This window comes from Bradyrhizobium sp. LB11.1 (genome assembly GCF_040549385.1).
Classification (GTDB): Bacteria; Pseudomonadota; Alphaproteobacteria; order Rhizobiales; family Xanthobacteraceae; genus Bradyrhizobium.
Window position 1 is genome coordinate 35,673 of record NZ_JBEPTH010000024.1, and the last position, 9,924, is coordinate 45,596.

Annotated in this window: 6 protein-coding genes and 1 pseudogene; all 7 read right to left on the reverse strand. The window is 60.9% G+C overall.

The genetic code is table 11. From position 1 onward, the window contains the following. Positions 1–430: 430 nt before the first annotated feature. A complete protein-coding gene (locus ABIA96_RS34435) occupies positions 431–3,523 on the reverse strand; it encodes an efflux RND transporter permease subunit (RefSeq protein ID WP_354141364.1) in 3,093 nt (1,030 codons plus the stop codon). 10 nt (positions 3,524–3,533) lie between these two features. After that, a complete protein-coding gene (locus ABIA96_RS34440) occupies positions 3,534–4,652 on the reverse strand; it encodes an efflux RND transporter periplasmic adaptor subunit (protein WP_354141365.1) in 1,119 nt (372 codons plus the stop codon). A gap of 338 nt (positions 4,653–4,990) precedes the next feature. Then, positions 4,991–5,839: a Crp/Fnr family transcriptional regulator gene (locus tag ABIA96_RS34445; protein ID WP_354141369.1), complete on the reverse strand. Its 849-nt coding sequence runs from the start codon at positions 5,837–5,839 to the stop codon at positions 4,991–4,993. Positions 5,840–5,968: 129 nt separating this feature from the next. Beyond that, positions 5,969–6,616: pseudogene (locus ABIA96_RS34450) on the reverse strand (Crp/Fnr family transcriptional regulator); the annotation flags it as partial. A gap of 194 nt (positions 6,617–6,810) precedes the next feature. Further along, on the reverse strand, positions 6,811–7,002 hold the full coding sequence (locus ABIA96_RS34455) for a twin-arginine translocation signal domain-containing protein (protein ID WP_354141366.1): 192 nt from the start codon (positions 7,000–7,002) through the stop codon (positions 6,811–6,813). A 633-nt stretch (positions 7,003–7,635) separates the two neighbouring features. After that, positions 7,636–8,004, reverse strand: coding sequence for a VOC family protein (locus tag ABIA96_RS34460; RefSeq protein ID WP_354141367.1), 369 nt, complete (start codon positions 8,002–8,004; stop codon positions 7,636–7,638). Between the two features lie 170 nt (positions 8,005–8,174). Beyond that, a complete protein-coding gene (locus ABIA96_RS34465; RefSeq protein WP_354141368.1) occupies positions 8,175–8,375 on the reverse strand; it encodes a DUF6494 family protein in 201 nt (66 codons plus the stop codon). Between the last annotated feature and the right edge of the window lie 1,549 nt (positions 8,376–9,924).

Genomic DNA, 9,924 nt, shown 5'->3' on the forward strand with positions numbered 1-9,924 from the left:
CCGTCCGCCACTCTCAAGCCTCGCCCGATCCGGGGAGGGGGTAGCGGCGGGACGATGCGCGGCAGCGGACGCTCGATGACTTCGATGCCGGCGAAGGTTTGCCGCCCGCACACTCACTTTTTCGACTTCGTCGCTTGCGGCATTCGGGGAAAGAGTCGACGCGATGCTGCGCGACGTCGAGCAGCGCCTGCTGCCGTTTGGCCACGACGGGTTGCTCTGCGAGGTCGTGATCGCGAAGACGGATGTTGCCCGCTCGCCTCCGCTGTAACGCGCACGAATCTGCCGACCGCTCACGCAGCGCGTCGCGTTGTCAGTCGCAGCGCGGCCGTCGTCGCGTTCAACCGTGGTAGTCACCGTGTGAGTACTCCGTCACAAGCTGACCTGCGCCTGGCCTTGCCGATCAGCCGTCGGGGTGAGACAGATTGCCGGGTCAGACTGTTCTCGCCTCATCACCCGACGGCGCAAGCTGTGATGCGTCCTGCGCTACCTGGTGGGAATGATCGGTCGCGATCAGGAGATAAATGGCCGGCACCACGAAGAGCGTGAACAGTGTACCGATCGAGAGTCCGCTTGCGATGACAAGTCCCATGTTGAAACGCGAGACCGCTCCAGCGCCGCTTGCGAGGATCAGCGGAACCACGCCAAAGACCATTGCCGCGGTGGTCATGAGGATCGGCCGCAATCTGATTCCGGCCGCCTGTTCGATGGCTTCGCGCTTGGCGACGCCGGCGCGCTGCAGCTCGTTTGCGAATTCGACAATCAGAATGCCGTGCTTGCTGATCAGACCCATCAACGTCACCAGGCCGACATCGGTGTAGATGTTCAACGATGCGCCGCCGATGCCGAGGCTCACGAAGATCAACGCACCGGCGATAGACATCGGCACCGATACCAATATGATGCATGGATCGCGGAAGCTTTCGAACAGCGCCGCAAGCGACAGGAAGATGATCACCAACGCAAATCCGAACGTGGCGACAAAGCCGGAGGATTCCTGGATATATTGCCGGGACAAGCCGCTGTAATCGTCGGTGTAGCCTCGCGGTAACGTCTTGGCAGCAAGATTGCTGAGGAAGTCCAGTGCGTCGGACTGCGCTACGCCGGGCGCCGCAACGCCCTGAATGGTGGCGCTGTTAAGCTGCTGGAAATGATTGAGCGTCTCCGGGACCGTTTTGATTGCGATGTGCGCGATCGTCGACAGCGGCACGGGAATGCCCGAAACGTTGGCCACGTAGTAGTTGAGCAGCTGATCGGTATTCAGACGAAACCGTCGCTGGACTTGCGGGATTACCTTGTAGGAACGCTGGTCGAGGCTGAAGTAGTTCACATACCCACCGCCCAGCATCGCCCCCATCGCGTTGCCGACATCGCTCATCTTGAGCCCAAGTTGCGCAGCCTTGTCGCGATCGATCTCGACGACTGCTTCGGGATTGTCGATCTTCAGATCCGTGTCGAGGAAGATGAACATCCCGCTGGCGATCGCAGCCTTCAGGAACTGCTGGGCGGCATCGTCGAGCTTGTCGAACGAATCGGTCGTCTTGATCACGAACTGGATCGGCAGCCCCTGGCTGCCCGGCAGCGGAGCCAGCTGAAAGGCGGCGATCCGCGCCCCGGCAACCTGGTCGAGTTGCTGCTGAACGATCGGCTGCAGCTGGTTGCTCGTCCTTGTGCGCTCGTCCCACGGCGTCAACACCATGCCCGAAACAACGCGCGCAGGCGAGTTGATCTGGAAGACGTGATCGGTCTCAGGATATTTCTTCATGATCTGGAAGACCTGCCGCGCATACAGCACCTTTTGCTGCAGGGTCGCGTCCGGCGCCAACGTGGACGTCGCAATCACCACGCCCTGGTCTTCCTGGGGAGCGAGTTCGCTCTTGGTGCCTGCATAAAGGAAATAGATGCTGGACAGCACGAGCAGTGCGAAGACGCCTGTTACAGGTATATAGTCGAGGCTGCCGTGCAGCCAGCTCAGATAAAGCCGACGTAGCGCCTCAAAACGGCGATCAACGAGGGCAGTGAATCGTGCCTGCCAGCCGCGCGTTGCGCCATGCGGCCTGAGCAGACGGGAGCTCATCATCGGCGACAGCGTCAGCGCGGCAACGGCCGATATTGTCACCGTGCCGACCAGGGTGAAGGCGAATTCCGTGAACAGCGCGCCGGTCAGACCGCCCTGGAACGCGATCGGGACGTAGACCGCGACAAGGACAACCGTCATGGCGATGATCGGGCGGCCGAGCTCTCGCGCCGCCTCGATCGCCGCAACGACCGGCGCCTTGCCGGCCTCAAGGTGACGGTTGACGTTTTCGACGACGATGATGGCATCATCGACCACGAGCCCGATCGCAAGCACCAGCGCCAGCAGCGTCAATAGATTGATCGAGAAACCGACCGCCAGCATGATGGTGAAGGCGCCCACCAGCGACAGCGGGATCGCGACCATCGGGATCAGGACGGAACGCCCCGACCCCAGGAATAGGAACACGACGAGATTGACGATCAGCACGGCCTCGACGAGCGTCTGCACGACGTCATAGATCGCTGCGCGCACGAATTTGGTGGAATCGTAAACGATCTGTCCGCGCAGCCCGTTGGGCAGCTGTTCTTGTATGCCCGGGACGATCCGGTGCACGCCCGCGATCACGTCGAGCAGGTTGGCAGTCGGCGCCACCTGGATGCCGATATAGACCGCCGGCTTGCCGTCGAATGCGACCTGTGTGTCGTAGTCGTCCGCGCCGAGCGAGACGATTGCGACATCCTTCAACCGCACGATCGCGCCACCCGCCTGCTTGACAATCAAGTTGGCAAATTCGTTTTCCGAATGTAGGCCGGTCGATGCTGTGAGATTGACCTCCACCATCTGTCCCTTGGTGGTGCCGAGCCCGGAGATAAAATTGTTCTGCGTCAACGCAGCCGCTACATCAGCGGCGCTGAGGCCATAAGCAGCCAGCTTTTTCGGGTCGAGCCACGCCCGCAGGGCAAAGTTCTGTCCGCCCAGAATTTCCGCAGTCTGGACGCCCGGTACGGCCTGCAGCTTCGGCTGAACGGCGCGGGTGAGATAATCGGTGATTTGATTCCGTCCCAGCACGTCGCTGTCGAAGCCGAGATACATGGCGTCGATCGTCTGACCGATCTGCACCCTCAGCACCGGTTGCTGCGACCCTGAGGGAAGCTGGTTGAGCACCGAGCTGACCCTGGTGTTGATTTCCGTCAGTGCCTTGTCGGCATCGTAGTTGAGGCGGAGGTTGATGGTGATCGTGCTGGCGCCGCTTGCGCTATTCGAGCTCATGTAATCGATGCCGTTCGCTTGGGCAATCGCGTTCTCGAGCGGCGTTGTGATGAAGCCGGCGATCACATCGGGAGCAGCGCCGTAATAGGTGGTGGTAACGGTGACGACCGCATTCTGCGTGCGCGGATATTGCAACACAGGCAGCGAGGTCATGGCGCGCAGGCCGAGCGCGAGTATCATCAGATTGACTACAGTGGCAAGAACGGGCCGGCGAATGAAGAGGTCGGTGAAGTTCATGGCAGGCCTCTCATTGTTCGGAGACCTGAGGGTTCGCGCTGAAAGGCGTGGTGACTTCATTATTGATCTGGACCGGCGATCCGTTGTGCAGCTTGTTCTGCCCGGCCGTGACCACGACATCGGCAGGCTTGATCCCATCTAGCACTGCGACCTGATCGCCGCGGGTCTGGCCGGTTTTCACGAAGACCTGGTGCGCAATCTTCTGCTCCTGCCCGCTCTCGTCCCTGCCGGCATCTTCGACCAGATAGGCAATATCTCCATACGCGTTGTAGTAGATCGCCGTCTTCGGCAGCGTCACGTAATCCTTCTGCGTCCCCACTTCGATATCGACGGTCGCGAACATTCCCGGCAGCAGCTTCTCGTCGGGATTCTTGAATGTCGCCCGGACCTGGACATTCCGGGTCGCCGTATTGACGAGGGAGTTGATCGCCATGATCGTGCCGGTGAATGTCTGATCAGGATAGGTGTCGACCTTCGCAATGACGGGTTGGCCGACCCTGATCTTTGCCAGGTCCTGCTGCGGCAGGTAGAAATCCACGAAGATCGGATCGAGCTTCTGCAACGTCACGATCGGCGCGCCCGGCGCGATATACTGGCCGAGGTCGACCTGACGGATGCCTATTCGGCCGGAGAAAGGTGCTCGGATCGACTTGTAGCCGACAAGCGCCTGTTGTTGCGCAACCTGCGCCTGGTCGTTCTTGAGCGTCGCCAAGTCCGTATCAGCAGTCTGCTGGCTCACGGACTGGCTCTTGAGCAACCTGACGTCGCGATCGTAGTTGAGCTGCGCCAGCGCCGTCGTTGCCTCCAGAGCGTGCAAATGCGCGACGTCATCGGCATCTTCCAGCTCGACGAGCAATGTTCCCTGCTCGACTTCTTCGCCGGACTGGAAGTGGATGGCTTTGACGGTACCGGCGACCTGCGGACTGAGGTCGGCTCCCTTTTCCGCCCGGGTGCTGCCCACGGCCTCCAGGCGGTCCTGCCACCGCTGCGTGCCCGCCGTGATCGTGGAAACCGTCTGCGGCGGGTTGCGCAGTCCGGCGATCGACTTCTGGATCATCCTGGCCCGAAAAGCTTCGAATCCGAACACGGCCCCCAAAACCAGTCCGACAGCGACCAGCATGATTGCCATGCGTCGAAGCATCCGGGAGTTCTGGCTTTTGGAAGGAACGGCGCTTTTCATGGCCGTTGACCATCAGTTGTGGCGCCCGCGGCGCGCTTTGTCCCGTTTGGATGGCCCCCGATTTTCGGAGATGCAGTTCCAGGACTGATCTGAAACGACTATTGAATGAGGCGGTTCCCGACACCTGTTTCACGGCGGGAACTGCCTCACAAACCGTCGCGATCCGGGGCCAGGGTTTCGTAGCCCGGAGCCATTGATAACCCGTAGGCTGGGTTGGGGTGCTAGGAAGGCCGGGGCGACACTTTGATCGGCCGGAGAGAGCCTGATCGGGACGGAGGGACCCGCTACTACCTCACCGGCGAAGCGGCCTTGATTTCAGCACGGTCTTCGCCGGCTTCACCGGAGGTGACGAAGGAGCTTTCCTGGAACAGCGCAAGGGCAAGTCGCGGCGCGGACAATTCCTGGCAGGACATACGATCGATCCTGCTCTGCATCAGCGCGTAGCATTCACACGCCATGCCGTCGAGCCGCGCCCGGTCGACCTCGACCAAGCCGCGCCGGTCGGACATGATGGCCCCCGCCGCGCGAAGCTTGCTCATCGTCAGCGTCACCGTCGTCCGCCGCACCCCGAGCAATTGGGCAAGTGCCTCCTGCGTCAGCGAAAGCACGTCGTCGGGAACGCGGTCGTGAATCTGCAGCAGCCATCGCGCCATGCGACCTTCCACCCGATGCAGCGCGTTGCAGGCGGCCACGTGCTGGAGCTGCAACAGCAGGGTGCGGGCGTGGACCTGCACCACGTGCCTGATGGCTGCGCTTCGCGCATAGGCGAGCCGGAATTTCGCGGCGGAAATCCGCGATGCGGTGCCGGCCACGCGAGCAATCGCGGTCACGGACGACCGCGATGGGCCGAGCACCGAGAGCGAGGCCAATGCGCCTTCCCGTCCCATCAACGTGGTCGCGACCGTTTGCCCGTCGGGCATGTCGACCATGAAGGCGATGGCGCCGCTATGGGGAAAATAAACCTGATCGAGCTCATCGCCCGCCCGCACCAACACGGCGTCGGGTTCGAACGAGATTTTCTGGAAGTGGGGCGTGAGCAGGTCGAGATCCGCCGGCGGCAACGCCGCCAAGAGCCTGTTCCCAACGCTGGTCGGGTGCGCGGTTACCGAGTAGTCCTTGCCGGAGCGAGCAACCAATGCACCTAGTGAGACGCGCTCATCATCTTCAACATCCAGAAAGCGAGATCGGGCCGTATTCGTCGAGGAAGATTCCTCAACTTCGAAACACATGGTCTCGTGGCATCCGCACGCCACCGCCGCGAGGCGCGATCGGTCGATCTCGATCTGGCCTCGTCGATCAGATCTGATCGCGCCCGACGCGCGCAGACTGCGCATCAGGAGCGTCACCGTCGTTCGTCGCACACCGAGTATTTGCGACAGCGCTTCCTGGGTGAGCGGGAGGACGTTGCGGTCGATGTGGTCGCTTAAATGGAGCAGCCAGCGTGCCATGCGGACTTGGACCGGATGCAGCGCATTGCAGGCCGCGCCGAGCTGGAACTGTGTCAGCATCGCGCTGAGGTGGGCCTGGAGCGCGTGCCGGAGCGCGGGGCTGCGGTTGAAAGCGGCGCGAAATCGGGAGGCGGGGATCCGCGAGGCGGTCCCTGCCGCGTGCACGATGGCGGTAATGGCCGAAGGTGAGGGCCCTAGCGCGGAGAGGATGCCGACTGCTCCCTCACACCCGATTGCCGCGGTGGCAACCGTCTGCCCGTTCGCCATGTCGATCATCAGCGAGATGGCGCCGCTATGAGGGAAGAAGACATGCTCGACCTCGTCACCCGCTCGCGCGAGGACCGCGTTCTGATCGAGCGCGACCGCTTCCAGCTCGGGCGCCAGCAGAGCGAAGTCCGGTGGCAGCAGTGCTGCCAGAAGCCGGTTACCACTTCCGCCGGGACGCGTCACTGCAGGGTGAGGCATCGGCCGCCTTCTCCATTCCGAGCGGCGCGGACCAGTGGCCTCAACATCTGTTCGGGGCAGCCTTCTCTATTCGTACCGAGATCCAGTTCACTTCCAAACGCTTTCACGCTCAACAGTTAAACTCAAAAACGCCCGCAACCACGAAGCGGATTTTCTTCTTGCAACATCATCGGGGCTTAGATGCAAGTGCGCTATCAGGCACAATTGCGCATGGGTAACACCGTACGGCGCGGCCACATGAGTTCCAATTTCCGGCGCGCGGCAAACCCTGCTGCGATGGCGGAAGCGGCCCCGCGTTTCAAAAAGGCGCGGCGGTCACTTCTCTGCAGAGGCGTCGCTGACTTCGCGCACTTCGTCGCGACTTGATGCGGGGTGGCGAACTGCATCGAGAGGCCGGATCGTCCTGACCTCACGCGCTAACGGCGCATCAAGGGCGATCTGAAGTGACAAAAGCCTGCGCCGGCGAACCGTGTTCCGGGTCGTCACGTTCAACGACGACCAGCCGCGCCTGATCGAGAACTGCTCGACCAGGCCCGCCGCAGCGACCCGTCGCTGGAGGCCCATTTCGGCCGCAACCAGACGAACGAACCCATCCTGGTCAAGAACATCGAGAATGTACAGGGCGACGAACGGGACGTATCATCTTCTCGGTGGCCGTCGGTCCTGACAAGACCGGCCGCATCACAGCCCAGATATCCTCGCCCAACAACAAAGGCGGCTACCGCCGCCTTTTACGTCGCGTCTCACGCGCGCGACGCGAGTTGCTGGTCTTCGCGACGCTACGGCCCGAGCCGCCGGCGTCCTCGTCAGTTGTCGCAGGTAGAGCGGACAAGGTTCGCGTGAAATGGGGAGTACCGAGTGTGACCCTTCTGCGACATCCGGCGATGTTCGCATTAGCGCGACGCGGCGACGGGCGGATGATGAACGCGTCACGCCGTCACCGAGGATAATTGTGATGCGGCGTGGCATTTGAGTATCCAGGTCGGCTGCCGCGCGGGATGGTAGGTCGCTTCGAGCTGCTATTGGACGGAAACCGGGAGCAGAGGCCGGGCGAAACTGAGTTCGTGGCCGTCGGGATCAATCAGGTGGAAGTAGCGCTCACCCCATTCGGCGTCGCGGGGGACAGTAGCCGGCTGGTATCCTGCTGCAAGCGAACGGTCGTAAAGTGTGTCAACATCGGCAACATAAAAGATTATGCGTCCCCACCAGGACCAGCACCGATCGGCAGGCTGGGCGATGAGGTTGAGATAACTCGCTCCAGCCCGAAAGCTGGTGAATGACGACTGTTCGCCGCCATGCAGGACCTCAAACCCCAAGGCGCGGTAGAATCGGACAGCCCGTGGCATTTCGTGGGTGCCGAGCGTGACCGCGCTGATCCCCTCGATCATGGAAACAACTCTCCTGCTCTATTTCCTGCGTCGTTTGTAGGTAAGACTTCTCTCGCGGTCAGAGCCCCTACCACGGAAGTTTTTGAATCGACACCACAGACCAAATTGGAAATCAGCAGGATTGAATCCTCCACCAAGAGGGCGGCAATGCCGGGGCAGCCGGGACCTCGTCAGAGTGCGACTGTTTCCTCGACAACATGTTTCAGCGGCGTCCCCTCAGCGGACAGGATCATTCGCAGCTTGAGCTTGCCACCTTTCACCACCCCGCTACGCACTAGGTTCTCGATTTCACGCTGCGATGTAACTCCGACATGCTTCAGAAATTTACGGATAGCCATATTGAAGCGGTCTTCATCGAACTCGGCTGTCATGGCTGTTCTCCCTGATCGGGTAGGCAAAGTCTAACACGATTGAGCAAACACCAAGCATCGAGGCCGCGCTCGCGTCGCCGCCGACTTCCTCCTTACCTGGATCGCCTACCAACCTCGGCCCGGATCTGAAGACTACACCTGACGCTGCAATGTCGGCAGTCTGAGGTGGACCGGACACGGCTGAGCGCGGTCCTCCACCGCTGCTTGTGACCCAATTGAGACATTGGTCATTTCAGTCGTGACACCGAATCGACGCTTGCAGTGACCTAGCTGTCGTAAAGGACAGTGTAACTGTCACACCCAGTGGGTAAGGGACGAGGTGTCGAGCGCACGCATCTATGCTGGCTTTCGCTGAGGGGCAGATATCGACCGACGTATGACCAGGCGGTGCCGGCCATCAGTGGTTGCAGCTAATACACCTGCAGAGCGGCGTAACGCCCGCCGGCCTTTCCTTTTTGAGGATGCGATGACGTTCAGCATTCATGCGAGGTAGGAGGACGGGAAACCGTCGTTGCGAGCCACGTCAGTCCAATGCTGGCGGTTGCGAAAGCTCGCACCCAAGTTTGGGCCGGATGGCAGGTGCAGATCACCGCCAAGTACGGCCAGATATTTCAGCCTAACAGGTTCGAGAGCTACTCAGATTTGACCGAAAGCCTCCAATCAGGTTTTGAGCTTCCGCGCTGCTTCGGCGTCGCGAGCCAATCGCTCCGCCCTTAACCGCTCTCGGTTTGCATGGAACGCCCGTTGAGTGCGTTCATATTCGGACAAAGCTACTTTGGCATCCGCTTCCTTGAAGGCCTTTCGAGCCTCACACTCGGCCGCGGTGGGCACCTTTCGTTCGTGTGCGTAATCCCTCATCTCCTCCTCCTTTTGCGTTTGCTCACTACGCGATTTCTTGTCGGTGGGTCGAAAGTCGCATCGGAGTTTCCCGGGAGCTCGAGGCCTAATTTGGCCTTTTGTCTTTACGCTTACGTCGGCGGGTGCAAATCGCCTTGAAGCCAGCGTCCAAGAGCCTTGGACTTCATAGGATCTTCATACGCGGCAAGGGCCGTGACTACGTGATTGCAGACAGCACATTGAAACGTATGCAAGTCGACGCCTGGGCGTGCTGGCTCGATACGGGTAAGCATCATCTCGGCCTTGCACTCCGGACAGGCGGGGCGCCCAAATGCAACCGGCGGAATGGCGGACGACATGCGTTGAGATTGGGGCATAGGATGCCTCCCTCGAATAAGCGGGAGCGCAACACTCTCTGTCACCGGTGGATGCCCGTGGTGCGGCGGTGATGGAGCTATATGGATCCCGATCGAACCAAATAGCCAGTTAATTCATGTTCGGTTGCCGAATCAGTGGTTACAGAGCGATTCAAGGGTCAAAACAGGGTCAGCGCGCCATCCGCGGTGCGATCAGGACGCTAAATCTCAGATTGGGACGGAACGATTCACCTGGGCTGGAGAGCCGGCTTCGCAAATCTGAACAAGGGGATAAGTGGAGCTTCTGCCTGACGGCGGGCAAGATTGTCCCGCGAATCAGGAGAGACGATGACGAG